The 24,748-nt window shown below is 61.5% G+C and carries 20 protein-coding genes, 1 tRNA gene and 1 riboswitch; of the genes, 14 read left to right on the top strand and 7 right to left on the bottom strand.

What is annotated here, in order from left to right; translation table 11 throughout:
* The first annotated feature begins 111 nt into the window (after nucleotides 1–111).
* The 3 genes from IEX53_RS01400 (at nucleotide 112) to IEX53_RS01390 (ending at nucleotide 5,679) form a co-directional block, all read left to right on the top strand.
* Complete coding sequence (locus tag IEX53_RS01400) at nucleotides 112–1,767, top strand: lysine--tRNA ligase (protein WP_188820707.1); 1,656 nt, start codon at nucleotides 112–114, stop codon at nucleotides 1,765–1,767.
* 636 nt (nucleotides 1,768–2,403) lie between these two features.
* Nucleotides 2,404–4,215 carry a glycosyltransferase family 2 protein gene (locus IEX53_RS01395; RefSeq protein WP_236015985.1) on the top strand — a complete coding sequence of 604 codons (1,812 nt, stop codon included), beginning with the start codon at nucleotides 2,404–2,406 and terminating at the stop codon, nucleotides 4,213–4,215.
* Between the two features lie 168 nt (nucleotides 4,216–4,383).
* Nucleotides 4,384–5,679, top strand: a complete 1,296-nt coding sequence (locus IEX53_RS01390; protein ID WP_188820703.1) for an ATP-binding protein — start codon at nucleotides 4,384–4,386, stop codon at nucleotides 5,677–5,679.
* Nucleotides 5,680–6,015: 336 nt separating this feature from the next.
* On the opposite strand, the gene IEX53_RS01385 is transcribed toward IEX53_RS01390, so the two are convergent.
* Nucleotides 6,016–6,558: a GcrA family cell cycle regulator gene (locus IEX53_RS01385; protein ID WP_188820701.1), complete on the bottom strand. Its 543-nt coding sequence runs from the start codon at nucleotides 6,556–6,558 to the stop codon at nucleotides 6,016–6,018.
* 426 nt (nucleotides 6,559–6,984) lie between these two features.
* On the opposite strand from IEX53_RS01385, the gene IEX53_RS01380 reads away from it, so the two are divergent.
* The 3 genes from IEX53_RS01380 to IEX53_RS01370 are packed head-to-tail and all read left to right on the top strand — an operon-like array spanning nucleotide 6,985 to nucleotide 10,143.
* On the top strand, nucleotides 6,985–8,187 hold the full coding sequence (locus IEX53_RS01380) for an aspartate aminotransferase family protein (RefSeq protein ID WP_188820699.1): 1,203 nt from the start codon (nucleotides 6,985–6,987) through the stop codon (nucleotides 8,185–8,187).
* 5 nt (nucleotides 8,188–8,192) lie between these two features.
* Nucleotides 8,193–9,131 (top strand): ornithine carbamoyltransferase, encoded by a 939-nt coding sequence (argF, locus tag IEX53_RS01375; protein WP_236015995.1) that lies wholly within the window; start codon nucleotides 8,193–8,195, stop codon nucleotides 9,129–9,131.
* The gene (locus tag IEX53_RS01370) at nucleotides 9,124–10,143 is read left to right on the top strand and encodes an Hsp33 family molecular chaperone (RefSeq protein WP_188820696.1); all 1,020 of its coding nucleotides are present in this window, start codon (nucleotides 9,124–9,126) and stop codon (nucleotides 10,141–10,143) included. Before argF ends, IEX53_RS01370 begins: the two co-directional genes overlap by 8 nt.
* Before the next feature lie 234 nt (nucleotides 10,144–10,377).
* Here the strand turns inward: IEX53_RS01370 and apaG are convergent, their stop codons facing one another.
* Together apaG and IEX53_RS01360 are read right to left on the bottom strand one after the other, a co-directional pair.
* Nucleotides 10,378–10,770 (bottom strand): Co2+/Mg2+ efflux facilitator ApaG/CorD, encoded by a 393-nt coding sequence (apaG, locus tag IEX53_RS01365; protein ID WP_188820694.1) that lies wholly within the window; start codon nucleotides 10,768–10,770, stop codon nucleotides 10,378–10,380.
* Nucleotides 10,771–10,857: 87 nt separating this feature from the next.
* Nucleotides 10,858–12,051, bottom strand: coding sequence for an O-succinylhomoserine sulfhydrylase (locus IEX53_RS01360; protein ID WP_188820693.1), 1,194 nt, complete (start codon nucleotides 12,049–12,051; stop codon nucleotides 10,858–10,860).
* A gap of 80 nt (nucleotides 12,052–12,131) precedes the next feature.
* Nucleotides 12,132–12,211, bottom strand: a riboswitch (SAM riboswitch).
* A 115-nt stretch (nucleotides 12,212–12,326) separates the two neighbouring features.
* Between IEX53_RS01360 and IEX53_RS01355 the strand changes: the two genes are divergently transcribed.
* The 6 genes from IEX53_RS01355 to IEX53_RS01330 all read left to right on the top strand — a co-directional run bounded on the left by IEX53_RS01355 (nucleotide 12,327) and on the right by IEX53_RS01330 (nucleotide 16,499).
* Nucleotides 12,327–13,418, top strand: coding sequence for a 2'-deoxycytidine 5'-triphosphate deaminase (locus IEX53_RS01355; RefSeq protein ID WP_188820691.1), 1,092 nt, complete (start codon nucleotides 12,327–12,329; stop codon nucleotides 13,416–13,418).
* A gap of 61 nt (nucleotides 13,419–13,479) precedes the next feature.
* Nucleotides 13,480–13,553: transfer RNA gene (locus tag IEX53_RS01350), tRNA-Gly, on the top strand.
* A 214-nt stretch (nucleotides 13,554–13,767) separates the two neighbouring features.
* Nucleotides 13,768–13,989, top strand: a complete 222-nt coding sequence (locus IEX53_RS01345) for a hypothetical protein (RefSeq protein ID WP_188820689.1) — start codon at nucleotides 13,768–13,770, stop codon at nucleotides 13,987–13,989.
* A gap of 103 nt (nucleotides 13,990–14,092) precedes the next feature.
* Nucleotides 14,093–14,359: a DUF6460 domain-containing protein gene (locus IEX53_RS01340; RefSeq protein ID WP_188820687.1), complete on the top strand. Its 267-nt coding sequence runs from the start codon at nucleotides 14,093–14,095 to the stop codon at nucleotides 14,357–14,359.
* A 34-nt stretch (nucleotides 14,360–14,393) separates the two neighbouring features.
* Complete coding sequence (locus IEX53_RS01335; protein ID WP_210311614.1) at nucleotides 14,394–14,876, top strand: CAP domain-containing protein; 483 nt, start codon at nucleotides 14,394–14,396, stop codon at nucleotides 14,874–14,876.
* Between the two features lie 273 nt (nucleotides 14,877–15,149).
* Nucleotides 15,150–16,499: an MATE family efflux transporter gene (locus IEX53_RS01330; RefSeq protein ID WP_236015984.1), complete on the top strand. Its 1,350-nt coding sequence runs from the start codon at nucleotides 15,150–15,152 to the stop codon at nucleotides 16,497–16,499.
* A 341-nt stretch (nucleotides 16,500–16,840) separates the two neighbouring features.
* Here the strand turns inward: IEX53_RS01330 and IEX53_RS01325 are convergent, their stop codons facing one another.
* The 3 genes from IEX53_RS01325 to pip all read right to left on the bottom strand — a co-directional run bounded on the left by IEX53_RS01325 (nucleotide 16,841) and on the right by pip (nucleotide 19,316).
* Nucleotides 16,841–17,935, bottom strand: coding sequence for a quinone-dependent dihydroorotate dehydrogenase (locus IEX53_RS01325; RefSeq protein ID WP_188820685.1), 1,095 nt, complete (start codon nucleotides 17,933–17,935; stop codon nucleotides 16,841–16,843).
* Complete coding sequence (locus IEX53_RS01320) at nucleotides 17,932–18,282, bottom strand: DUF952 domain-containing protein (protein ID WP_188820683.1); 351 nt, start codon at nucleotides 18,280–18,282, stop codon at nucleotides 17,932–17,934. The genes IEX53_RS01325 and IEX53_RS01320 overlap by 4 nt, the downstream gene beginning before the upstream one ends.
* Nucleotides 18,283–18,365: 83 nt before the next feature.
* Nucleotides 18,366–19,316, bottom strand: coding sequence for a prolyl aminopeptidase (gene pip, locus IEX53_RS01315; protein WP_188820681.1), 951 nt, complete (start codon nucleotides 19,314–19,316; stop codon nucleotides 18,366–18,368).
* Nucleotides 19,317–19,515: 199 nt separating this feature from the next.
* On the opposite strand from pip, the gene IEX53_RS01310 reads away from it, so the two are divergent.
* The gene (locus IEX53_RS01310) at nucleotides 19,516–20,169 is read left to right on the top strand and encodes a response regulator transcription factor (RefSeq protein ID WP_188820679.1); all 654 of its coding nucleotides are present in this window, start codon (nucleotides 19,516–19,518) and stop codon (nucleotides 20,167–20,169) included.
* 338 nt (nucleotides 20,170–20,507) lie between these two features.
* Here IEX53_RS01310 and IEX53_RS01305 read toward each other — a convergent pair whose 3' ends face one another.
* Nucleotides 20,508–23,999 (bottom strand): PAS domain-containing hybrid sensor histidine kinase/response regulator, encoded by a 3,492-nt coding sequence (locus tag IEX53_RS01305; RefSeq protein ID WP_188820676.1) that lies wholly within the window; start codon nucleotides 23,997–23,999, stop codon nucleotides 20,508–20,510.
* Nucleotides 24,000–24,125: 126 nt separating this feature from the next.
* Here IEX53_RS01305 and mscL point away from each other — a divergent pair, with 126 nt between their 5' ends.
* Nucleotides 24,126–24,545, top strand: coding sequence for a large conductance mechanosensitive channel protein MscL (gene mscL, locus IEX53_RS01300; protein ID WP_188820675.1), 420 nt, complete (start codon nucleotides 24,126–24,128; stop codon nucleotides 24,543–24,545).
* The last annotated feature ends 203 nt before the right edge of the window (nucleotides 24,546–24,748 follow it).

The raw sequence follows: 24,748 nt of genomic DNA, 5'->3' as shown, positions 1-24,748 counted from the left end.
AAATTCCATGGGAGTTGACGCGAGGCGACCAGAGCCATAGAGCAGGACGGAAAAGCCAAGTACACTCTTTTTGCCAACATGCGCGCCATTCCGGCCTCAGGAACCCATAAAATGACCACCAACCGCCTTCCCGACCTCGCCCTCACGCCCGAATTGATCGTGGCGGGGAAGGAAGCGAAAGCGTGGCCGTTCGAGGAGGCGCGGAAAATCCTGAAGCGTTACGAAAAGACCGGCCTGCCCGAAACCGTGCTTTTCGAGACCGGCTACGGCCCCTCCGGCCTGCCTCATATCGGCACCTTCGGCGAGGTGGCGCGCACATCCATGGTGCGCCATGCCTTCCGGGTACTGACCGAGGACAAGGTCAAGACGCGGCTCATCTGCTTCTCCGACGACATGGACGGGATGCGCAAGATCCCCGACAATGTGCCTGACAAGGCGGCGATGGAGCCTTATCTGCAATTGCCGCTTTCCGCCGTGCCGAACCCCTTCGGCGGGACTTACAAGAGCTTCGCCGAGCATAACAATGCCATGCTCTGCCGCTTCCTCGACACGTTCGGCTTCGATTACGAATTCGCCAGCGCGACGGAATATTACAAGTCGGGCAGGTTCGATGCGGTGCTGCTCAAGGCCGTCGAGCGCTATGACGACATCATGAAGGTGATGCTGCCGACGCTGGGCGAGGAGCGCCGGGCGACCTACAGCCCCTTCCTGCCGATCTCGCCAAAATCGGGCCGCGTGCTCTATGTGCCGATGAAGAAGGTGGACGCGAAAAACGGCACCATCACCTTTGACGACGAGGACGGCGCCGAGACGACGCTCTCCGTCACCGGCGGCAATGTGAAGCTGCAATGGAAGCCGGATTTCGGCATGCGCTGGGCGGCGCTCGGCATCGATTTCGAAATGTTCGGCAAGGATCACCAGACCAACGCCGGCATCTATGATCGCATCTGCGAAATCCTCGGCGGCCGCGCGCCGGAGCATTTCGTCTACGAGCTGTTCCTCGACCAGCTTGGCCAGAAGATCTCCAAGTCCAAGGGCAACGGCATTTCCATCGACGAATGGCTCGCCTACGCTCCGACCGAGAGCCTCGCACTCTATAATTTCCAGAAGCCGAAAACCGCGAAAAAGCTTTATTTCGACGTGATCCCGAAGGCGGTGGACGAATATTTCACCTACCTTTCCGCCTATCACCGGCAGGAATGGAAGGATCGGCTCAACAATCCCGTCTGGTACATCCATTACGGCAACCCGCCACAAGAGGACCTGCCGGTGCCGTTCGCGCTGCTGCTCAATCTCGTCAGCGCCTCGAATGCGGAAAATCCGGATGTGCTGTGGGGCTTCATCTCGCGTCATGTGCCCGGCGTTTCGCCTGAAAACAATCCGGCATTGGATGCGCTGGTCGGCTATGCGATCCGCTATTTCAACGATTTCGTAAAGCCGACGAAGCAGTTCCGCGCGCCTGATGAGGTGGAGCGGCAGGCGCTCGCAGCGCTCGATGCCAAGCTAGGCGAATTGCCCGAGGGCACCGACGGCAACGACATACAGAACGCCATCCTGGACGTGGGCCGCACCATCGAGCGCTACCAGGACCACACCAAGAAGAGCCCGGAAGGCGGCCCCGGCGTGTCCGTCTCTTTCTTCCAGATGCTCTACGAGGTGCTGATCGGCCAGGAGCGCGGCCCCCGCTTCGGCTCCTTCGTCGCGCTCTATGGCATTGCTGAGACGCGGGCGCTGATCAGGAAGGCGTTGGCGGGCGAACTGGTTTAGGTTCAAACGCTGGCGGGACAGTAACCCCCCTCTGTCCTGCCGGACATCTCCCCCACAAGGGGGGAGATTAGCCTTCGTTGATGACGGTGCTTTATTCGGCAATGTTGGCGATTAGCGAAAGCAGATCCTGACAGCCAATCTCCCCCCTTGTGGGGGAGATGCCCGGCAGGGCAGAGGGGGGTGTGCTCCGCCAACGGCACCATCGTGCTCTCAATTATCTTCACTACTCTCATCGCATCATAAATCACTGAAATTTAATATGAATTTTGGCGAATCAATTTTGCTGCGCCAAAGCTGATCTCTATTGTAATCCGGGAAAAATTAAGTTTAATAAAAGATGTATTTGTAAGAGGTGTAAAAAATGGCGTGTACTGTTCTTGAGTTTGCAGAATTGTTTCTGTCCGGGCGCGCGTCTTGCACCTGTAAGTTGCGCGACTAACCATTATGGCAAAGTTCGGGGGTGCTCAGGCACGCCAGGCCGGGGAAGCGGCTTGGCTGCACAAGGAATATCATGCCGAAATTCTGGTATGTTCGGCCATCGCCGCAAGACTTTGCCTGAATGGGGCAAGGCGAAATGAAGTAATACATGCGTTCATCGAAGCAAAACGAAACAATACTTCCTTTACTGATGAAATCATGGTTTCAGCCGGAATTAGACAGGAGAAACTTTATGAGGCGATTGCCAGTGAGTTGGGCGTAGGCTTTGAGGACCGCATCGTTTCCTCCGACATCCTTCTGCGCGAGGATGATGTACCGCAGAACCTGCGCAGCATCCGCCATGTTCTCGTGGCGCATGGCGGCGGGCGCACCTTGCTTTACATCGCGCCGGCGATCGACGATCTGGTCATACTCAAGCGCAGCCTTGCGCAAACCCCGTCGCTTGCCGAACGCCTGCGCGTATGTCCGCCCGCCATCCTGGCGCAGATGATGCGCCTGCGGCAGGAGCGGGAACTGGTGAAGATCGCCCAGGAGATGACCCCGCCGCAATTCTCCGCCGCCATGGTGATCAATGGCTGGCAGGGCTTCGTGCTGGCGGAAACGATCTTCCTGCTGATCGGCTTTTTCCTGTTCCACCCGCTGAAGACGGCGGTGGTTCTTCATGTCAGCCTGACGCTGATTTTCTTCTGCTGCGTGACGATGCGCCTGCTCGCCTCGACGGTGGCGCAGAAGCCGTCCCTGCTGCCTGCGGGCAATATTCTGCCGCGCGACATGCCGGTCTATACCATCCTGGTGCCGCTCTATAAGGAGGCGGCGATCATCCCGCAATTGCTACAGGCGTTGTCCGGCCTTAACTGGCCTGCCTCCAAGCTCGATATCAAGCTCGTCTGCGAGGCTGACGATCCGGATACCATCGAGGCGATCGAAAGCCATGTGCTGCCGCCCTGCTTCGAGATCGTCCGCGTCCCGAATTCCGGCCCTCGTACCAAGCCGAAGGCGCTCAACTACGCCCTGCAATTCGCGCGCGGCGAATTCATCGTCATCTACGACGCTGAGGACCGGCCCCATCCGGACCAACTGCTCGAGGCGTGGAACGCGTTCCTCACCGGCCACCGCAAGCTCGCCTGCGTGCAGGCGCCGCTTCTGATTTCGAATTTCCGTTCAGACTGGCTGACCCGCATGTTCGCCTTCGAATATGCGGCGCTGTTCCGTGGCCTTCTGCCCTGGATGGCGCGGATGAACCTGGTCATCCCGCTGGGCGGAACCTCCAACCATCTGCGCCGCGAATGCCTCGAGGCGGTCGGCGGCTGGGACAGCTATAATGTGACCGAAGATGCCGATCTCGGCCTGAGGCTGGCGCGCTTCGGCTACCGGGTCGGCGTGATCACGCGCGGCACCTGGGAAGACGCGCCCCGCTGCTATACCGACTGGAAAAAGCAGCGCACCCGCTGGCTCAAGGGCTGGATGCAGACCTGGCTCGTCCATATGCGCAATCCTTGGCGCACCTGGCGGGACCTCGGCACCGTCCGCTTCGCCCTCAGCATGCTTTACATGTCGGGCCTCATCCTCTCCGCGCTCGTCTATCCGCTGATGATGGTCACGGCGGTTCTGGTTATCACGGCATCCTTGCGCGGACCGGCCTCCTTCTGGTCGTTCTATCTCCTCTGTATCGATGCGGTGAACATCACGCTGGCCTATGTGAGCTACTATATGCTGGGCCTGAAGACGCTGAACCGCGAGGAGCGCCGCGCCGGCCTCTATTTCTGCTGGATACCGGTCTATTGGCTGCTGATGTCCTTCTCGGCCTGGCGCGCCGTCTGGCAATTGTTCGAGGCGCCGCATCTCTGGGAGAAGACCCCGCATCACCCCAGCGGCGCCTTCGCAATCCCTCGCGCCGCGCGGTCTCCCAGACAGGCCGCCGTTGCGGGCGCCGGTCAGCAGAAACTTGGCCCCAGGGCCGATAATGATCCGGTCTTCGCCGCTGATCGCCTCAAGGTCGCGGCTTCGTAAGGATCGTGCGGCTACAGTATTTTGTTTTTTGATGGAAGCGACGAAGCTTGATCATCTCCGGCAAATCCTGTGCCTTGTCGTTAAACTGTCATTCAACCCATCCTCCCGTAAGATAGAGAAACCGTGCTATGGGGGCATGGTTTGGCATTTGGAGAGCCTTGGGACGGGATGAGCGAGATCGAGAAGACGGGCGGCAGGAAACGGGGCATGGTGGCGCGGATGGCTGGGGGCATCGTGCGCGCGCGCCATATCCTCACCATAGCGGTTCTGGCGCTGCTTCTGGTGCTCGCCTCGGGCGCATCCCTGCCGGTGCTTGCGGTTTTCACCATCGGTTTGCTGCTGGCCGTGGCTGCCCTGATGCCCGCGCCGCAAGCCGAGAGGGCTTATCCGGGGGGAGGGGAAGGGCCGCAGAAAGGCCTGTCGCGCATTTCCGGCGAGCGTCTCGCCGAGCAGCTTCCCGATCCGATGATCCTGTTCGACGGGGGCGGCATGGTGCTCTATGCCAACAAGGCGGCGCGCGAGGCTTTCCAGCCCCTGACCGAGGACACGGCCTTATATCTGCGCTTCCGCGCGCCGGAAATGCACGGTCTGATCCAGGGCGTCATCGCCGACGGCCAGCCCCGCGCCATCGACTATTTCGAGCGCGTCCCCCTCGACCGCTGGTATAGGGCGATGGTCATGGCGCTCGATGCCGGAGCCGGAAGACCGGCTTCCTTCGTCCTTCTTTTCCGTGACCAGACCGAGATACGCCGGATCGACCGTATGCGCTCGGATTTCATCGCCAATGCCAGCCACGAGCTGCGCACGCCGCTGGCTTCGCTGCGCGGCTTCATCGAAACCCTGCAGGGGCCGGCCCGCAACGATGCTGCGGCGCGGGAGAAATTCCTTGTGATCATGCAGAAGCAGGCGGAGCGCATGGCGCGGCTCATCGACGATCTGCTTTCCCTGTCGCGCATCGAGATGAAGGCGCATATCGCCGTGACCGAGCGCGTCGATCTCGCCAATGTGCTGAACCATGTCGCCGACAGCCTGACGCCCTTCGCCAACGGGCTTGATGTCACCATAGAGCGGCATATTCCCGCCGGTCCCGTCAAGGTCACCGGCGACCGCGACGAGCTCATCCAGGTTTTCCAGAATTTGCTTGAGAATGCCTGCAAATACGGCCAGTCCGGCAAGCGCGCCATCGTCCGGCTGGAGGAGGAGACCGGTGCCGCCGGCAAGGAGATCGTCGCCTCCATCGAGGATTTCGGCCCCGGCATACCCTCGGAACACCTGCCGCGCCTGACCGAGCGCTTCTACCGCGTCGATGTCGAAACCAGCCGCGCCCACAAGGGCACGGGCCTCGGCCTCGCCATCGTCAAGCATATCCTGACCCGGCACCGGGGCCGGCTCATCATCCGCTCACAGGTCGGCCAGGGCTCGACCTTCATTGTGCGCTTTCCCGCGCCGGAGGGGAAGGGGTGAGCGGCGAGCCGCTCAAGTAAATGATGTTTTGATCGGAGAGCCAGACACCCCCCTCTGTCCTGCCGGACATCTCCCCCCACAAGGGGGGATTGGTCTTCATTGATGAAGGCGCTTTATCTTGCGACGTTGACGATTGGCGAAAGCGGTCTTCCCATCCAATCTCCCCCTAGTGGGGGAGATGTCCGGGAGGACAGAGGGGGGTACTGCCCCGCCACCGTTTCAATTTTGAAAATGATGCGTAGGCTGAGCCGCAAGGGCTGAATCTAAATTCTTACCAGAATCTGATTTTTGCCGCACCGAGACGGCGCAATATTTGCAGATGAATACCCGCCCGCCTCACCGCGCGCGGCGGCGTTCCGAGACCGGCTGGAAAGCAAGCTTGGAGTGATAGCCGCAATAAGGCCCCGTTTCGGCGGAATCATTGCCGCAGAAATGGAAATCCTCGTTGAGCGGGTCGCCGATCGGCCATTTGCAGGTCCGCTCGCTCAATTGCAGCAGCGAAAGGCGGCGCGAGATCGGCACCACCACATCCGCCGTGGGCCGGATCACAGTATGCGCCACCGCTTCCACCGCATATTCCGCCTGCAGGGCCGTCGCGCCGATGCTCTTGGTGACGGTGGTGCGGACCATGGTCTGCTGGCTCGCGCCGGAGCTTGCATGCGATGTGGTGGAACGCACGGTGCTGGTGGGCGTATTGACCTTCTTGCTGCGGGCCGGCGCCGCGGACGTTTTGCCGCGCCCCGACAGTTTCAGCCGGTGTACCTTGCCGATGACCGCGTTGCGGCTCACTCCGCCAAGCTGTGCTGCGATCTGGCTGGCACTGAGCCCTTCACCCCACAATTTCTTAAGCAGTTCGACGCGCTCGTCTGTCCAGTTCATTGTCCTGGGCTCCAATTTCTTAACATTTCATCCGGAATCCATCGTCCTGACCGGGTTGCCCCAGACGAAACTACTACATCTATCCGGATGACTAGGTCCGCCGCACGAAATCTAGTTTTTACTGCGGGGAAGCTACATTAACGGGTGACTCCGTGACAAGAGTCGTGCGGCCACACTGATTTGGTTTTTTCGGTTTTCCCCAACTTGGGTACCAACTATCTGCTTTTTGTGACTCTTTTGGGGACAAACAAATTTTCCGTGAGAAAAAACCGCTCGCCGGCTTCAATTGACATTTAAGCCTTCCCGCATGATATTGCAGTTCTTGAAGCCGCCCTGGGGGCGGCTTTTTGATTTCGTCCGCGCGGGGCCCGCCGGAAACGGCTCATCCCGCACCCACGCTTTTCAAGGCTAGGAGGCCCGACTGGCATGACCCAATCGACCGTGCAACCGCTCTACGACACTTTTAATCGTGCCGGTTTGCGCTTCGAGCGAGGCGAGGGCGTCTGGCTGATTACCGAGAAGGGCGATCGTTATCTGGATTTCGCTGCGGGTATCGCCGTCAACTCGCTGGGCCACTCGCACCCCCATCTGGTCGAGGCGCTGACATCCCAGGCTGAGAAACTCTGGCATGTCTCCAACGTCTATGAGATCCCCGGGCAGGAGAAGCTCGGCCAGAGGCTGGTGGATGCCACTTTTGCCGACAAGGTCTTCTTCACCAATTCCGGTGCCGAGGCGCTCGAATGCGCGATCAAGACCGCGCGCCGCTATCATTATGTCAATGGCCAGCCGGAGCGCTACCGCATCATCACATTCGAGGGGGCTTTCCACGGGCGCACACTGGCGACGATCGCCGCAGGCGGGCAGGCCAAATATCTCGAAGGCTTCGGCCCCAAGGTCGATGGCTTCGACCAGGTGCCTTTTGACGATGAGAAGGCGCTGAAGGCCGCGATCACGCCCGAGACGGCTGGCTTTCTCATCGAGCCGGTGCAGGGCGAGGGCGGCTTGCGCCAGGTGCCGGAGGAGTTTCTCCGCATGCTGCGCAAATTGTGCGACGAGCAGGGACTGCTCCTCATCCTCGATGAGGTTCAGACCGGCGTCGGGCGCACCGGCAAGCTCTTTTCCCATGAATGGGCGGGCGTCACACCGGATATCATGGCAGTGGCCAAGGGCATCGGCGGCGGCTTCCCGATGGGCGCATGCCTTGCGACCGCCGAGGCCGCCAAGGGCATGACGGCAGGCGTCCATGGCACCACTTTTGGCGGCAATCCGCTGGCCATGGCGGTCGGCAACGCCGTGCTCGATGTGGTGCTCGCCGATGGTTTCCTCGATCATGTGCGCCGGATGGAGCTCGTCTTCAAGCAGGGGCTTGCCTCTATCGCCGACCGCTATCCCGATGTGGTGGCTGACGTGCGCGGGCGCGGGCTTCTGACCGGCGTCAAATGCGTGGTTCCCAATACGACGTTCGTCCAGGCGCTGCGCGACGAGCATCTGCTGAGCGTCGGCGCCGGCGACAATGCGGTGCGCCTGCTGCCGCCGCTGATCGTGACCGAGGAAGAGCTGCGTGACGGCCTCGCCCGCATCGAGGCCGCGTGTGAGCGGCTTTCGGTTGCCAATAGGAAGACAGCGTGAACGGCATGACGATGAAGCAGGATATCAGGCATTTTACCGATCTTTCCGCCGTTTCTGCGCAGGAGCTGCGGCGCATTCTCGACGATGCTCGCTCCCGCAAGGAGCGTCTCAAGGCTGGCGAGATCGAGAAGCCCTTTGCCGGCAAGGTACTGGCGATGATCTTCGACAAGCCCTCGACGCGAACCCGCGTTTCCTTTGATGTCGCCATGCGCCAACTGGGCGGCGAGACGATCATGCTGACCGGATCGGAGATGCAGCTCGGCCGCAGCGAAACCATCGCTGATACCGCGAAGGTGCTGTCGCGCTATGTCGATATCATCATGATCCGCACCACAACGCATGACCGGATGATCGAGTTGGCCGAAAACGCAACCGTTCCCGTCATCAACGGCCTGACCGACGACACGCATCCCTGCCAGATCATGGCCGATGTGCTGACCTATGAGGAGCGTCGCGGACCCGTAAAAGGGCGCACCTTCGCCTGGACCGGCGACGGCAACAACGTGCTGCATTCGCTGGTCGAGGCTTCCGCGCGGTTCGATTTCAACCTCAACATCGCCACACCCGAGGGCAGTGAGCCGCATGGCTCCTATCTCGATTGGGCCAGGACCAATGGAGCGCGCATTCTTTCCACCACGGACCCTGTCGAGGCTGTGACGGGCGCGGACTGTGTCGTCACGGACACCTGGGTCTCGATGGGCCAGGAGGACCGCGCGCGCGGCCACAATGTCTTCATGCCCTACCAGGTCAACCAGCGCCTGATGGGCCGCGCCAGGCCCGATGCGCTGTTCATGCACTGCCTGCCCGCCCATCGCGGCGAGGAAGTGACTGACGATGTGATCGACGGGCCGCATTCGGTCGTCTTCGACGAGGCGGAGAACCGTCTCCACGCCCAGAAGGCAATCCTCGCCTGGTGTCTGGAAGGGGCGCGCGCGCATGGTTGAGATTTACGGCAGGGGCGAAGCGGGCGGCGCATCGCTCGGCGATTTTCATTTCGCCGGCGACGATGCGGTGGTGCCGTTCCAGGTGGAAGCGCTGGACGCGCGCGGTCGTGCCGTGCAGCTCGGGCCGATCCTCGACAGCATCCTTTCGCGTCACGATTACCCGGAGGAGGTGGCGCGGCTGCTGGCCGAGGCCATCGTGCTCACCGTCCTGCTTGGCACCTCGCTGAAATTCGACGGCAAGTTCATCTTCCAGACCCAGTCGGACGGTCCGGTCGATATGCTGGTCGTCGATTTCAACACGCCGAAATCGGTGCGCGCTTATGCGCGGTTCGATGCGGAGCGTCTGGCGCAAGCGGTCGCCACGGGCCGGACCGCGCCGGAAGAGCTTCTGGGCCGCGGCACGCTGGCGCTCACCATCGACCAGGGCGCTTATATGCAGCGCTATCAGGGCATCGTCGCGCTCGACGGGTCGAGCCTGGAGGATATCGCCCACGCCTATTTCCGCCAGTCGGAACAAATTCCCACCGAAATCCGCCTCTCCGTCGCCAAGCTCATCGAGCGCAGGAACGGCAAGGCGGTGGAGCAATGGCGCGCGGGCGGCCTTCTCGTGCAGTTCCTGCCGGAGTCCGAACTACGGATGCGGCAGAGAGACCTGCCCGGCGGCGACGCGCCGCATGGCGCGGACGAGGATGATGACGGGCAATATGAGGACGATGATTGGCTCGAGGTTCGGTCGCTGGTCGGCACGGTCGAAAGCTCCGAACTGACGGACCCGCAGGTCGGTGCCGAGCGGCTGCTCTACCGCCTGTTCCACGAGCGCGGCGTGCGGGTCTTCGAGCCCGCGCCTGTCATCGACGAATGCTCCTGCTCACGGGAAAAAATCCGCGGCGTGCTCGAAGGCTTCACCGCGGAAGAGATCGATGACAGCATCGAGGACGGCAAAATCGCCGTCACCTGCGAATTCTGCTCGACGCTGTATGAGTTCGATCCGAAAGAGTTTGTGAAGGAGTGAGTAGTGAAGCGGTAGTGGGAATATCTATCGCTTGGCTCATCTCACATTTACACGGAACCAACTGTGCGCCCTTCACCCCCGTGGTTCGAGGCTCATTCCGCTGCGCTCCATTCACACCTCACCATGAGGGTGAAGGGACCGCAACGTCACAGTAGCCCTCATCCTGAGGTGCGCAGCGGAACGAAGCCTCGAAGGGCGAGGGCGCTTGGCGAATCCATCAAAACATGATCCGCTCTAATTCACCGTCCGCCTTTGATCCGGCCGATCCAATGAGAAGGCGGGAATTTCGATTTCGAAATCCTTGCCGCCTTCGCCCTTCATCTGGTAGCGCCCAACCATGACCCCTGAAGGCGTGGATAAGGGGCAGCCTGATGAATATTGATAGGAATCGCCGGGATCGAGCACCGGCTGCTCGCCGACGACGCCCGCGCCGTGGACTTCCTCGACGCGGCCGTTCTCGTCCGTGATCCGCCAATGGCGGGAGCGTAACTGAACGGTTTCCTCCGAATTGTTGGCGATCGTCACTTTGTAGCCGAAGACGTAGCGGTATTCATCTGGGTCCGACTGCTCTTCCAGGTAGAATGGTTCAACGACGACTTCGATCTGCTGTGTAATTGCACGATACATGAAATCTCCCCCGAGCTTTGCAACCAGGAAGATATTGCGGAGTTGTGGGCGTTCGTCAACGCTAAAATAACACGCCTTCCGGGTAAGCTATCCCGCCACGTTCAACGCCGCGTCGATATCTTCGAGAAGATCGTCCACATCCTCCAGCCCGACCGAAAGCCGCAGCATGCCCTGCGTGATGCCCGCTTCCGCGCGCGCCTCTTCCGAGAGGTTCTTGTGCGTGGTGGTGGCGGGGTGGGTGATGAGGCTCTTGGCGTCGCCCAGATTGTTGGAAAGCAGGATCACTTCCAGCGCATTCTCGAAGGCGAAGGCCGCCTTCTTGCCGCCCTTGAGGTCGAAGGCGATGAGGGACGAGCCGCCGCTCATCTGGCGCGCGATGATATCCGCCTGCGGATGGTCGGCGCGGCCCGGATAGATGACGCGGGCGATGTTTTTGTGCCCGGCCAGGAAATCCGCGATCTTGCCCGCGCTGTCCGTCTGCTGCCGAACGCGAATGGGCAGCGTTTCAAGCCCCTTCAAGAGGAGCCAGGAATTGAACGGGCTGAGGCCTGGCCCGGTGTGGCGGAAATATTCGTGCAAATTTTCGTCAATCCACTGCTTGTCGGAGAGGATCACGCCGCCAAGACACCGGCCCTGGCCGTCAATATGCTTGGTCGCGGAATAGACGACGATATGCGCGCCCAGTTCCAGCGGCTTCTGGAAGAGCGGCGTGGCGAAGACATTGTCGACGATCAGCTTGGCGCCCACCGAATTGGCGATTTCGGCGACCTTGGCGATATCAACCACTTCGAGCGTCGGGTTTGTCGGGCTTTCGAGGAACAGCGCGCGGGTATTGGGGCGGATGGCCCGCTCCCAGTTTTCCACCTTCGAGCCGTCGATTAGCGTGAAATCGACGCCATATTTCGGCAGCAAGGTCTCGATGACGTACCGGCAGGAGCCGAAGAGCGCGCGCGCGGCCAGAACATGGTCGCCCGCCTTGACCTGGCAGAGAATGGCAGCCGCCACCGCCGCCATGCCGGAGGCCGTGGCGCGCGCATCTTCTGCGTCCTCGAGCGCGCACATGCGCTTTTCGAACATGTCCGTGGTGGGGTTGGCGTAGCGGGAATAGATGAAGCCGGGTTCCTCGCCCTTGAAGCGCGCTTCCGCCGCTTCCGCTGAGTCATAGACAAAGCCCTGCGTCAGGAAAATCGCTTCGGACGTCTCGCCGAAGCCGGAGCGTAGCGTGCCGCCATGGATGAGTTGCGTCGCGGGGCGGAAATTGCGGTTGGTCTTGTCAGTCATCGGGTCCACCTGCCAAATCTGGCCTCGCAGTATCGGACTGGGGCCAATAAAAAACCGGCCTTGCGAAAACGCAAAAGGCCGGTGCGGGGACCGTGGCCTCCTTTAGCGAATTCTTTAACGTGGCTGCAAGCCGGCCGGCCAAATCACCACGGGATAAGGATGCTTTAGTCCTGTTGAAGCCTTGCGTCAATCGGGCAGGTCGCTAAAGGTTCAAGCAAATAATTGTGCTGCGAAGGTGAGGCAGACGGCGCAGGCAAGAGTGTAGTGAGGTGCGTATGACCAAGCGGAACGCAGGGATTTTGGCGGATGCGGATATCGCAGCGCTGTGGCAGAGCGGAGCGCTTGCCGCACCGAAGCCGCTCGACGCCGACCAGATCCAGCCGGCGAGCCTCGATCTGCGGCTGGGGCACAAGGCCTATCGTGTCCGCGCCTCCTTCATGCCGGGGCCGGGCACGCCTGTTATCGATAAGCTGGAGCGGCTGAAGCTGCACGAGATCGACCTGACGGCAGGTGCGGTGCTGGAGACGGGCTGCGTCTATATCGTGCCGCTTCTGGAGGCGCTGGCGCTGCCTGCCGACCTCTCGGCCTCCGCCAATCCCAAAAGCTCCACCGGGCGGCTCGATATCTTCACCCGCGTCATCGTCGATGGGGCGCAGGAGTTCGACAAGGTTCCCGCAGGCTATAACGGCCCGCTCTATCTCGAAGTCAGCCCGCGCACATTTCCCATCGTCGCCCGCACCGGCTCGCGCCTGTCGCAGATACGCTTCCGCAAGGGCCGCGCCCAGCTGGACGAGGCCGAGCTGCTGGCGCTCCACACGGCCGAAACCCTGGTCGCGTCGGAGACGCCCAATATCACTGGCGGCGGCATTGCGCTTTCCATCGATCTCACCGGCGGCAAGGATGGCCTGGTGGGCTATCGCGGCAAGCATCACACCGGCGTGGTCGATGTGGACAAGCGCGCCGCCCATGACGTGCTCGACTTCTGGGAGCCGATCTACGACCGCGGCAGCGGCGAGCTGGTGCTCGACCCCGATGAGTTCTACATCCTCGTTTCGCGCGAGGCGGTGCATGTGCCGCCGCTCTACGCCGCCGAGATGACGCCCTTCGACCCGCTCGTCGGCGAATTTCGCGTCCATTATGCCGGCTTCTTCGATCCCGGCTTCGGCCACACGGCGGCGGGCGGTACGGGCAGCCGCGCGGTGCTGGAAGTGCGCAGCCACGAGGTGCCGTTCATCCTGGAACACGGCCAGATCGTCGGCCGGCTGATCTATGAACACATGCTGGCGCGCCCGCAAGCGCTCTACGGCGCGGACCTCGGCTCGCACTATCAGGCGCAGGGGCTGAAGCTCTCGAAACATTTTCGGTGAGAGGGCGTTGCCGCCGCTTGACAAGAGCGGCCTTATGGCGCGATTTAAAGGACGCTGCGTTGCGGGTATGATGTAATGGTAGCCTGTCAGCTTCCCAAGCTGAACGCGCGGGTTCGATTCCCGCTACCCGCTCCAATTCCGTGCTGTATTCCAGCCTGTTTCCACCAGCAATTGACATCCTGCGCTTTTAATCCGCTCATTTCGTTCCGTTCGAATTGAGTAGAAATTAACTAAATATCTAAGCTTAACCAAATATTCTAATTTAATAACTTATGGATTGATCAATCCAAGATTTGGAATTCTAAATACATGTGTTGATTGTTCTATTTTAAGATTTAAAGGGGGTCTTATGTCTGCCGGCATAAATGAAGAAGCGAAAATATCTTACACAATAGAAATGCTGCGTGATCTTTTCGAGATGGTGGATCAGGACCGATTTAAAACACTGGCTTATATAATTTCGATGGCGGTTATCGAGGCCGAGGATGCTTATGCCAAGGAAGTAACGAAGCGGAGCGGGAAAGTCATCCCGCTTGCAAGCGCCCGTCGGCAACAGGAGAAATGTTCCTGAGGCCGATAAGAAAAGGCGCCGCTGCAAATGCGGCGTCTTCCAGCTCGTTCTTGTGTTTGCGCACGTTAGCACATATCTCTGCGCTCAAACAGGAGGCACGAGAATGTCCGACAGTGTAAACCGTTTTCTGGGCGATACGCCGGCCCGGGTCATCGTCAAGCTTGTGCTGGTTTCGCTGGTTGTCGGCGTGGTCATGCACGCCTTCGACTGGTCGCCCTATGACATATTGTGGGGCATCCGCGGGTTCTTCCTGCAATTGTGGAACATGGGCTTCTCGGCCATCGCGGATTTCGTCAATTACCTGTTACTGGGCGCGGCGATCGTCATCCCCGCCTTCATTTTGCTCAGGATCGTGAGTTATCGGCGCTGATCTTTCCAAAGCATTTTGGGGCTAGAACAGCACGATGACGATCGAGAATTCCGGTTTCGCCGTGAGCCGGCGGAAATTCATGATGGTGATGGGCGCGGCATCTATTATGGCTGCCGTGCCGCTGGCGAATGAAGCGGAAGCGGCGGAAGACCCGACCGCGATTTTCAACACCATCCGCAAGCAGCATGGCCTGCCGCCGGTCGCGGTCGGTTCGAAACTCGAGCAGGCCGCGCTTTACCAGGCAAAACGCATGGCGAGTTATGACAAGATCGGCCACAGCATCGGCTGGGGCAATGATTTCGTCTCGCGCCTGCGCCAGGCGGGCATCCATGGCCCTGCGGCAGAAAATGTCGCGGCCGGCCAGCGCAACACGGCGGCGGTTTTCGACGCGTGGATGAAATCCCCCGGCCACCGTAAAAACATGCTCGACCCGGAGTTCGGTCACTACGGCCTCGCCTGGGCCACCCCCGCCAGCAAGCCGCGCTATATCTACTGGGCGATGATGTTGGGGGTTTAGAAATTTCCGGCTTTGACGGAATGCCAAGCGCCCTCGTCCTTCGAGGCTCCCCTTCGACAGGCTCAGGGTCGCACCTCAGGATGAGGGTGAAGGGGCGTCGGCGCTTCAGTAGCCCTCATGGTGAGGTGCGAATGGAGCGCAGCGGAATTCGCCTCGAACCACGAGGGCGCTTGGCACTGATTCCATGAAAACATGAACCGCACTAATTCCCTTGGCGCTCGCCTGCATCGGTGGCATAGCAGTTCGGTCTGAACTCTCCTGGCGCTCCCCTCCATGCACGCTCCCCTTGAACAAGATGCCGGCGCGAATGCGCGTTCCTTCGATGTGACGCATCGCATGGTGATGGGCATCGCCATTCCCATGGCGCTGGCCGCGGTGACGACGCCGCTGCTTGGTCTCGTCGACATGGCGGTGATCGGCCAGTTCGGCAAGGCGGAGCTGATCGGCGGCCTTGCCATCGGCGCGCTGGTCTTCGACATCCTGTTCTCCGCTTTCAATTTCCTGCGCTCCGGCACGACCGGCCTTGTCGCGCAGGCCATGGGGCGGGGCGATCAGGTGGAGGAGCAGGCGATTTTCTGGCGCTCCCTGGTCATCGCCATCGCCGCCGGCGTGTTGATGATCCTTTGCGTGCCGCTGTTCCTGAAGGGCATGACCTGGTTCATGCATCCGGAACCGGCGACGGATGCGGCGATGCGCAGCTATGTGACGATCCGCATGGTTTCCGCGCCCTTCGCGCTCGTCAATTATGCCGTGCTGGGCCTCGTGCTCGGGCGGGGCGAGGGGATGCTGGGCCTCTCGCTGCAATTCCTGTTGAACGGCATCAACATCGTCATGTCGATCACGCTGGGGCTGCTCCTGGGCTGGGGCGTGACGGGCGTTGCCTGGGGCACGGTGACCGGCGAGGTCATTGCCGCCTTCGTCGGCATGGCCGTCGTGGTGATGAAATTCCGCTCCGTGCCGCGCCCGGGCCGGGAGCTGATCTTCGACCCGGCGGGCATGATGCGCATGTTCGTGCTCAATCGCGACATCATGATCCGCTCACTCCTGCTCTTGACCGCCTTCGCCTTCTTCACGCGGGCGGGATCGGAGCTGGGGCCGGTCGTGCTCGCCGCCAATGCGGTGCTGATGAATTTCTTCCTTGTGGCCGGCTTCTTCCTTGACGGCATCGCCGCCGCGGCGGAGCAGATCACCGGCCGCGCGGTCGGCGCGCGCTATCGCCCGGCCTTCCTGCGCGGGGCCAAGCTCACCTTCCTGTGGGGCGTCGTCCTGGCAGCGGGCATTTCCCTGTTCTTCCTCGTCTTCGGCAATGCCATTATCAGGGTGATGGCCAATGCCGCCGATGTGCGCGCGGCGGCGGCTGTCTACCTGCCCTGGGCCGCGCTGACGGCGCTGACCGGGCTGCTCGCCTTCCATATGGACGGGGTCTATATCGGCGCCACCTGGTCGCGCGACATGCGCAACATGATGGGCCTTTCGCTCATCACCTTCTTCGCGGTGCTCTATGCCGTGAGGCCGCTCGGCAATCACGGCCTCTGGCTCGCGATCAACGTCTTCCTCTCGATGCGCGGCGTCACCCTGCTCGCCATGCTGCCGCGACGGCTACGGATGGAATTCGGGTTTTAGGGAAAGGTACCAGGACCATTCCTTCCCCCTCGTTTGCCTTCGACAAGCTCGGGGTGAAGGGTAAAAATCCATCGCGCGGATAGCCCCTCACCCTTACCCTCTCCCCGTGAGTACGGGGAGAGGGGGCTTAAACCTTATCGCCACTTTCTCCTCCCCCTGCACCTGGCGGACAGAAAGCGCAGAAATGTCTATGTCCCCCTCTCCCCGTAATTCACGGGGAGAGGGTAAGGGTGAGGGGCTTTCCGCAACGCTTGAACAGCCCGCATGGTGAAGTGCCACCCAGGCCGTAGCTTGTCGAAGGCGAGGAGTCTCGGATACCCAAGGGAACTCGCACTGTTTCTTTAAGCCGGAATATCCTCCGCCGCCCATTGCGCCGTATCACGATCCCGCAGGTCGCGGATGTTCTTCACGCCCTCGCGCTTCAGCCGCTCCGATAGCCCGCGCACGATCTCGCCGGGCAGGCCGGGGCCGCGATAGACGAGGCCCGTATAAAGCTGGATGAGATCCGCGCCCGCCCGGACCTTGGCAATCGCCGCCTCCGCGCTGTCGATGCCGCCGACGCCGATGATCGGCAAATCGGGCCCCACTTTGTGCCGCATCTTTGCCAGCACGATGGTCGAGCGCTCGAACAGCGGCGCGCCCGAGAGGCCGCCCGTCTCGCCCGCGTTCTGCCTGTTTGTCAGGTCGGTGCGCGAGAGGGTGGTGTTGGAGATGATGAGCCCGTCGAGCGGATGTGCCGTAACCTCCGCCGCGATGTCATTGAGACCTTCCTCCGTCAGATCAGGCGCGATCTTGAGGAATACCGGACGGCGGACGCCCGCTTTCTGCGCTTCCTCGTCCCGCGCCGCCAGCACCTGTGAGAGCAATTCGCGCAAGCTGTCGCGCGCCTGCAGATCGCGCAGGCCCGGCGTGTTGGGGGAGGAGATATTGGCGGTGAAATAACTGGCGAGCGGATAGAATTTGCGAATGCCCGCGACATAATCGGCGATGCGGTCGGCGGCATCCTTGTTCGCGCCGATATTGACACCGACGATCCCGCCCTTGCCGCGTCGGCGGGAAAGACGCTGGAACGCTGCCTCATGCCCTTCATTGTTGAAGCCAAGGCGGTTGATGACGGCCCGATCCTCAACCAGCCGGAAGATGCGAGGGCGCGGGTTGCCGCTCTGCGGCTTCGGCGTCAGCGTGCCGACCTCCGCAAAGCCGAAGCCGAGTTTTAGAAGCTCGTCCGGTATTTCGGCATTCTTGTCATAGCCCGCCGCCATGCCGAGCGGGTTGGGGAAGGTGAGCCCGGCAACGCTCACGGCAAGCGCGGGATCATTGCCAGTGCCGCATGACATGAGGCCGCTTTTCAGCGCGGCGATGGAAAGGCCGTGCGCCTGTTCCGGGTCGAGCGCAAAAAGAGCGCGGCGGCCGAAGGTTTCGAAAAGCCCGCTCATGCGTCCATCTCCGGAAATTGGTGTGTGCCGTCCGCCCCGAGCGGCAGCGGCTTGACCCAGCGCACGGCGGCAATCGGCAGGTCGCCATAAAGATGCGGGAACAGATCGCCCCCGCGCGAGACTTCAAATTTCAGCCTATCGCCCAGGGCATCCGCCTCGATGGCGACGAGAACGAGATCGCTCTGCCCCGAAAAATGCTTCGCCGCCGTCTCGCGCGCCTGCGCGGCGGTGGAAAAATGGATGAACCCATCGGCGAGATCGACCGGCGCGCCGGTGAATACGCCTGCCGCTTCCGCCGCCTGCCACAATGCGCGGGGCGCGATTTTATAAATGATTGCCGTGCTCATGATGTTTCCCTAGTGGAAAAGCACGGCGTTGGGCAACGGGCATTTTTAGGGAGTAAGCGATTTTAGCTTACTCCCTTGCTCCCTTACGCAAACCGCTTCGTCGCCTCGATCAGCTCATGCACGATGCCCGGCTCGGTGACGGCGTGGCCGGCATCTTCCACGATGCGCAGGTCCGCCTCCGGCCAAACCTTCTTCAGCTGCCAGGCATTGATGAAGGGCGTGCACATGTCGTAGCGCCCATGCACGATCACGCCGGGGATATGGCGGATGCGTTCGACATTGCGGAGCAGGTGATCGTCCGTGTCGAAGAAGCCGCGATTCTGGAAATAATGGCACTCGATGCGGGCGAAGGCGATGGCGTAATGATCCTCGCCGAAGGCGTTTTCGCGCACGGGATCGGGCAGCAGCGACAGGGCGGAGCCTTCCCAGCGCGCCCATTTGCGCGCCGCCTCGATCTGCACCTGCGGGTTGGGATCGGTCAGGCGTTTGTAATAGGCGGCTATCATATCGCCGCGCTCCGCTTCGGGGATATGCTCCTGATAGGCCTCGAAGCGGTCGGGATAGATGATGCTTGCGCCATTGGAATAGAACCAGTCGATCTCGAAGCGGCGGATCATGAAGATGCCGCGCAGGACGAGTTCGCTCACGCGTTCCGGATGCGTCTGCGCATAGGCGAGCGCCAGCGTCGAGCCCCACGAGCCGCCGAATACCTGCCATTTCTCGACGCCCAGATGCTCGCGGATGCGCTCCATGTCGGCGACGAGGTCCCAGGTGGTGTTCTCGCGCAGCTCCGCATGCGGCGTCGAGCGGCCGCAGCCGCGCTGGTCGAAGAGGATGATGCGGTAGCGCTCCGGATCGTGCAGGCGGCGCATGGTGGGGCTGATGCCGCCGCCCGGCCCGCCATGGATCATGATGACAGGCTTGCCGTCCGGATTGCCGCATTCCTCGATATGGATCGTATGCAGGTCGGAGACGGGAAGCATCTCGTCGCGATGGGGCGTGATTTCGGGGTAAAGCGTGTTGCGCGTGGTCATTAAAGGCCTTTTTTATCGGTTTTCCGGAAACAATGCAGGTTCCATTGTGGCTATTCCTATTGCACAATAAGGCCAGACGGCGGCAGGCGAGCCTTCCGCGTCCATTTCCGTCCATTTGATTTCGGCTTGAAAAGCTGGAAAAACCAGTTAGCCGGAAGGAAACAGCCGCTATTATATATAATGGGGAAGACGCGGTGTCATGAAATCGAAGTTCATCATCGCCGATGATCATCCGCTGTTCCGGGGGGCCTTGCGGCAGGCGCTCACGCACAGCGTTGAGGAGGCGGATATTATCGAGGCGGGCGATTTCGATGCGGCCAGGAAGCTGGTTCTCGAAACCTCCGACATCGATCTTCTGCTGCTCGACCTGACCATGCCGGGCGCAAGCGGCCTTTCGGGCCTCGTCGCGCTGAAATCGATCCAGCCGGCATTGCCGGTCATCGTCGTCTCCGCGACCGACGATCCCGCGACCATTCGGCGCGCGTTGGAGCTCGGCGCCTCCGGCTTCATTTCCAAATCCGCGGGGATAGAGGACATCGAAAAGGCGGTAAGTGCCGTCCTCTCCGGCGACATCTGGGCCCCGCCGGAAGTGGACCTAGGCCGCGAGCCGGACCCGGAAATCTCCGACCTGATCCACCGCATCCGCACCCTGACCCCCCAGCAAGCCCGCGTCCTCTCCATGCTTGCCGAAGGCCTCCTCAACAAGCAGATCGCCTATGAGCTCAGCGTATCCGAGGCGACCATCAAGGCCCATGTCTCGGCGGTCTTGCAGAAGCTCGGCGTCGATAGCCGCACCCAGGCGGTAATCCGGCTGTCGAAAATCGGCGGGGATGGGATTCAGACGGTGAATTGAGGGGAGGGGGAATGACGCAGATACACAATGAACAAGCGAAGTTATTGGCGAATAACCTAGATCGGGCGTCGACGGCTTGTCTGACGGTTGGTGTGTTGGCTCCACTCGCCGCCGCGCTATATACGGCTGGTGCTGTTGCTTCCTTGAAAACATTTGTCTTTGGGGCCATGTGTTGGATATGCGCGTCAATTATGCTACATTTCGCAGCTAGGAATGCGCTTCGGAGGTTGAAATGACAGACCTGCAACTCTTCGCTTTTGTCATTCTTCCCCTTTCCATTGGAATAGGTGGATTGGCTATATCGTACCTGTATACTTATTTTAGTCGCTGACGGTGAATCACTCCGCCGCCTGCATCCGCGTCCGATGATGCGAAAGCAAGGCCCGCAGCGCGGCCGGTTTCAGCGGCTTGTGCAGCACCGCCACATCCTCCGCCTCTGCCCGCAGGCGCACTTCGTTGGAGCGGTCGGCGGTGACGAGGACAGCCGGTAATTTCCCGTAATAGCCGCGCGCCTCGCCGATCAGGTCGAGGCCGTTTTCATTGTTGAGGTGGTAATCGGCGAGGATGATGTCGGGCGCCATGCGTGCCCCCGCCAGGACTGCTTTAAGTTCCGCGCCGCTGCGTGCCGTCGCCACCTGGCACCCCCAGCCTCCGAGCAGGATCTCCATGCCTGCGAGGATGCGCTCGTCATTGTCGATGCACAGCACATTCGTGCCGGAGAGCTCCTTGGCGCGGTAGGTTTTCGGCGAGGCCTCGCCTGTCTTGGCCGGCACGGGCTGCTGAAGCGTCGCAAGCCGCACCGAAAAGACGGTTCCCCTGCCGGGCACGGAGCGCAAATCCAGCGGCAGCGACAGCACCCGCGCGATGCGGTCGACGATGGAAAGCCCAAGGCCCAGCCCTTCGGCCTCTTTCATGCCCTCATCGAGCCGGGTGAACTCCCGGAAGACCGCTTCGAGCTTGTCGTCGGGAATGCCGATGCCGGTGTCGAGCACCTGCAAATCCACCGTACCGCCCCGCCGCCGCGCGCCCAGCAGCACACTGCCGCTGCGGCTGTATTTGATCGCGTTGGAAACGAGGTTCTGCACGAGCCGGCGCAAAAGGTTGCGGTCGGTCTCGACCACCACGCTGCTCGGCACGACGCGTAGGCTCAGGCCCTTTTGTGTGGCGAGCGGCGCGAAATCGGTGACGATCTGCTTCATCAATTCATCGAGCCGGAAGACCGAGACATGCGGCTTCAGCGCGCCCGTGTCGAGACGGGAGATGTCCAGCACCGCGCCGAGGATGGCCTCGACCGACTCCAGCGAGGAATCGATGTTGCGCGTCAGGCTTTCTTCCTCCGCGCCCTTGAGCCGTTCCGTCAGGGCGGAACTGTAGAGCCTCGCCGCATTGAGCGGCTGCAATATGTCGTGTCCCACCGCCGCCAGGAACCGCGTCTTGCCGAGATTGGCTTCTTCCGCCACCGCGCGCGCCTTGGCAAGCTCGCTGTTGACATGGGTAAGCTCCGCCGTGCGGTCCTCCACCCGCTGCTCCAGCGTCTCGTTGATCCGCTTCAGCGCATTGGCCGCCTCGACGGCGAGGGTGATGTCCGTATAGGTGGCGACCACCCCGCCATCCGGCATGGGGTTGGAGCGGATTTCGAGGATGCGCCCGCTCGATTTCAGCTCTATGCGCCATGGCTGCCGGAAGGTGGTGAAATTGCGCATGATGGTGATGATGTTCCCAGTGGCCACATCGCCGCGCCGGGCCAAATGCTCGATGATCTCAGACAGCGGCGTGCCGACCTGACCGAACTCGTCGGGAAGGTCGAGCAGCAGCCGGAACTGCCGGTTCCAGCAGGTGAGCCGGAAATTCTGGTCGAACACGGTGATGCCCTGTTCCATCTGGTCGAGCGCGATCTGCAACAGGCCCCGGTTCTGCTGCAGCGCCTCGGAGGCGTCATCGAGCAGCCGCAGCGCGCCGCGCGTCGAGCTATCATTGCGCTGGAGGAGCAGCGAGAGCACAAGCCGAGCGGAGGAAGAGCCGACCGCGCTGCCAAGCAATTGCTCCGCATAGCGGATAAGGCCCATATCGGCAGGGGCGGTCCCGACCAGCGTCCTTTGTTCCCGCGCGGCGAAACTCTGGAACGAGCGTTCCACCCGCTCCGCGCCCAGATAGCGCGCGATAGTCGCCTTCAGTTCATCCACCGTCACGGTTGTCCGGAAGCGGCGCAGCGTCGGTACGGTCATGATGTCGCGTGGCATGAAGGTGGTGGCCTGGATACGCTCGAGCGGCGTCGCCTTGCGCGAAAGCGAGGCGAGGACATAAGCGAGCGTGTTCGCCGCCAGGCTCCAGATCACGCCATTGGTAAGCGGAAAGGCATCCGTGCCGAACAGCGCCTGCGGCTTCAGCGCCGTGAGGCCGAACAGCCCTTCGCGCAGGATAGCGGCATCGGGCGGTGCAAGCGTCGGCAGCAGCAGCGTATAGGCCCAGACCGCGAAGCCGCAGATCATGCCTGCCACCGCGCCGCGCGCATTCGCCCCGCGCCAGATGAGCCCGCCTAGGAGGGGAGGGGCGAATTGCGCGATGGCTGCGAAGGAGACGAGGCCGATGGAGGAAAGCCGGATATTGTCCGCCGTCTCGCGGTAGTAGATGAAGGAAATGAACAGGATGACGATGATCGTCGCTCGCCGCGTGTAGAGGATCATGCGGGTAAGGTCGCGCGGTTCGCCTTCGTCGCTGCGCAGGAAGTGCTTGATGAAAAGCGGCAGCACCAGATGGTTTGAGATCATCACCGACAGCGCCACGCAGGCGACGATGACCATGGCGGTGGCCGCTGATAGCCCGCCGACAAAGGCGATGAGCGCCAGCAGATGGTGATCCGTCGCCAGCGGCAGCGCCAGCACATAGAGGTCGGCATTGGTGCTGTTGCCAAGCGCCACCACCCCTGCAAGCGCGATGGGCAGCACGAAGAGATTGATCAGAACCAGATAGGCCGGGAACAGCCATCGCGCGATGCGCAGCTCCGTCACGCTGCGGTTTTCCACCACGGCGACATGGAACTGGCGCGGCAGCATGAGGATCGCGATGGCGCTGAGCAGGCTCTGCACGATCCATGTGCCGATGGAAGTTTCGTAATGGAGCGCATGGGATGCCGCCTCGTTCAGCGTCACCGCCTCCATGAGGGCGGAGGGGCTGCCGAACAGGAAGAAGGTGCAGGCAAGGCCAACGGCGAGAAAGGCGCAAAGCTTGATGACCGATTCGAGCGCCACCGCCAGGATGAGCCCGTCCTGATGCTCGGTCGCGTCCGTATGCCGTGTGCCGAACAGGATGGCGAACAGCGCCAGCACACAGGCGACCGGCAGGGACACGTCGCTGAACACATAGCCGATGGGGTCGAAGGGCTGGCCGTAATGCGCGACGATCAAATCCACGCTGCCCGACACCGCCTTTAATTGCAGCGCGATATAGGGCAGCGCGCCGATGGTGGCGATCAGCGTGGCGATGGAGGCGACGGCGAAGCTTTTGCCGTAGCGGGCGGCGAGGAAATCGGCGATGGAGGTGATGCGCTCGGCCTTCGCCAGCCGCACGATATGGCGCACCAGCCGGTTGCCGATGGTGAAGACGAGGATCGGGCCGATATAGATGCCGAGGAATTCAAGCCCCCGCTCCGCCGCAACGCCTACGGAACCGAAAAAGGTCCATGAGGTGCAATAGACGGCGAGGCTCAGCGCATAGATATAGGGCCGCGGCTCGGTGCCCCAGCGCTGCGCGCGCCGGTCGCCCATGCTCGCCACCGCAAAAAGCAGGAGCAGATAGAGAAACGCAATGCCGATAATTCCCCAACCTTGCACGGTTTCCTCTTTTTCCCCTCTGCTTCATCTTTTAAGGAAGCAATAAACCGAAAAGCATTTGCAGTCAGGCGTCAGCCTGGCGTCGCAGAAATGCGACAAGAAAAACAACTGTCGGGAGACGATAGCATGCTTAAGGAATTCAAGGAATTTGCCCTGAAGGGAAACATGGTGGACCTCGCCATCGGCGTGGTCATCGGCAGCGCCTTTGGCGGGCTGGTCAATTCCGTCGTCGCCGACTTCATCACCCCGATCATCGGCTTCCTGACCGGCGGGCTCGATTTCTCGAACATGTTCGTCCAGCTGGCAGGCGAGCCGAGGCCGACCCTCGCCGCCGCGCGTGAGGCTGGCGCGACCATCGCCTACGGCCATTTCCTCACGCTCGCCATCAATTTCCTCATCGTCGCTGCCGTGCTGTTCGTGGTGGTGAAACTGATGAATCGGCTGAAGCATAAGGAGGAAGCAGCCCCGGCCGCGAAGCCGGAGCCCACGCGGCAGGAAGTGCTTCTGACGGAGATCAGGGATTTGCTGGCGAAGCAGGGGAGGTGATGGGCCCTTGTGCAGATCATGTTTTGATGGATTTGCCAGGCACACCCCCCTCTGTCCTGCCGGACATCTCCCCCACAAGGGGGGAGATTGGCCTTCATAGACGCGCGGCTCTAATCGCTGGCGTTGCAGAATGAACACTGAGGGGAAGTGCCAGCTGATCTCCCCCCTTGTGGGGGAGATGTCCGGCAGGACAGAGGGGGGTA

This window comes from Paramesorhizobium endophyticum (assembly GCF_014640615.1).
GTDB classification, from domain to species: domain Bacteria; phylum Pseudomonadota; class Alphaproteobacteria; order Rhizobiales; family Rhizobiaceae; genus Paramesorhizobium; species Paramesorhizobium endophyticum.
The sequence above is the reverse complement of the archived record's forward strand: the minus strand, read 5'-3'. Positions and strand labels throughout refer to the sequence as shown.